This is a genomic window from Paenarthrobacter sp. 10N417 (assembly GCF_056394745.1).
Genome location: NZ_JBFTIL010000051.1, coordinates 1 through 1,538 on the forward strand (window position 1 = coordinate 1; position 1,538 = coordinate 1,538).

Below are 1,538 nucleotides of genomic sequence, written 5' to 3' on the forward strand. Positions count from 1 at the left end.
TGTTAGCAGCTCCTTAGAAAGGAGGTGATCCAGCCGCACCTTCCGGTACGGCTACCTTGTTACGACTTAGTCCCAATCGCCGGTCCCACCTTCGACGGCTCCCCCCACAAGGGTTAGGCCACCGGCTTCGGGTGTTACCAACTTTCGTGACTTGACGGGCGGTGTGTACAAGGCCCGGGAACGTATTCACCGCAGCGTTGCTGATCTGCGATTACTAGCGACTCCGACTTCATGGGGTCGAGTTGCAGACCCCAATCCGAACTGAGACCGGCTTTTTGGGATTAGCTCCACCTCACAGTATCGCAACCCTTTGTACCGGCCATTGTAGCATGCGTGAAGCCCAAGACATAAGGGGCATGATGATTTGACGTCGTCCCCACCTTCCTCCGAGTTGACCCCGGCAGTCTCCTATGAGTCCCCGCCATCACGCGCTGGCAACATAGAACGAGGGTTGCGCTCGTTGCGGGACTTAACCCAACATCTCACGACACGAGCTGACGACAACCATGCACCACCTGTAAACCGACCGCAAGCGGGGCACCTGTYTCCAGGTCTTTCCGGTTCATGTCAAGCCTTGGTAAGGTTCTTCGCGTTGCATCGAATTAATCCGCATGCTCCGCCGCTTGTGCGGGCCCCCGTCAATTCCTTTGAGTTTTAGCCTTGCGGCCGTACTCCCCAGGCGGGGCACTTAATGCGTTAGCTACGGCGCGGAAAACGTGGAATGTCCCCCACACCTAGTGCCCAACGTTTACGGCATGGACTACCAGGGTATCTAATCCTGTTCGCTCCCCATGCTTTCGCTCCTCAGCGTCAGTTACAGCCCAGAGACCTGCCTTCGCCATCGGTGTTCCTCCTGATATCTGCGCATTTCACCGCTACACCAGGAATTCCAGTCTCCCCTACTGCACTCTAGTCTGCCCGTACCCACTGCAGAACCGGAGTTGAGCCCCGGTCTTTCACAGCAGACGCGACAAACCGCCTACGAGCTCTTTACGCCCAATAATTCCGGATAACGCTTGCGCCCTACGTATTACCGCGGCTGCTGGCACGTAGTTAGCCGGCGCTTCTTCTGCAGGTACCGTCACTTTCGCTTCTTCCCTACTGAAAGAGGTTTACAACCCGAAGGCCGTCATCCCTCACGCGGCGTCGCTGCATCAGGCTTTCGCCCATTGTGCAATATTCCCCACTGCTGCCTCCCGTAGGAGTCTGGGCCGTGTCTCAGTCCCAGTGTGGCCGGTCACCCTCTCAGGCCGGCTACCCGTCGTCGCCTTGGTAGGCCATTACCCCACCAACAAGCTGATAGGCCGCGAGTCCATCCAAAACCACAAAAGCTTTCCACCCCCCACCATGCGATGAGGAGTCATATCCGGTATTAGACCCAGTTTCCCAGGCTTATCCCAGAGTCAAGGGCAGGTTACTCACGTGTTACTCACCCGTTCGCCACTAATCCCCCAGCAAGCTGGGATCATCGTTCGACTTGCATGTGTTAAGCACGCCGCCAGCGTTCATCCTGAGCCAGGATCAAACTCTCCGTTGAA

The 1,538-nt window shown here is 57.0% G+C and carries 1 rRNA gene; it reads right to left on the minus strand.

Annotated features, from left to right (window positions below):
- Nucleotides 1-17: 17 nt before the first annotated feature.
- Nucleotides 18-1,537 (minus strand): 16S ribosomal RNA (locus AC1DCM_RS26465).
- Nucleotide 1,538 lies beyond the last annotated feature (1 nt).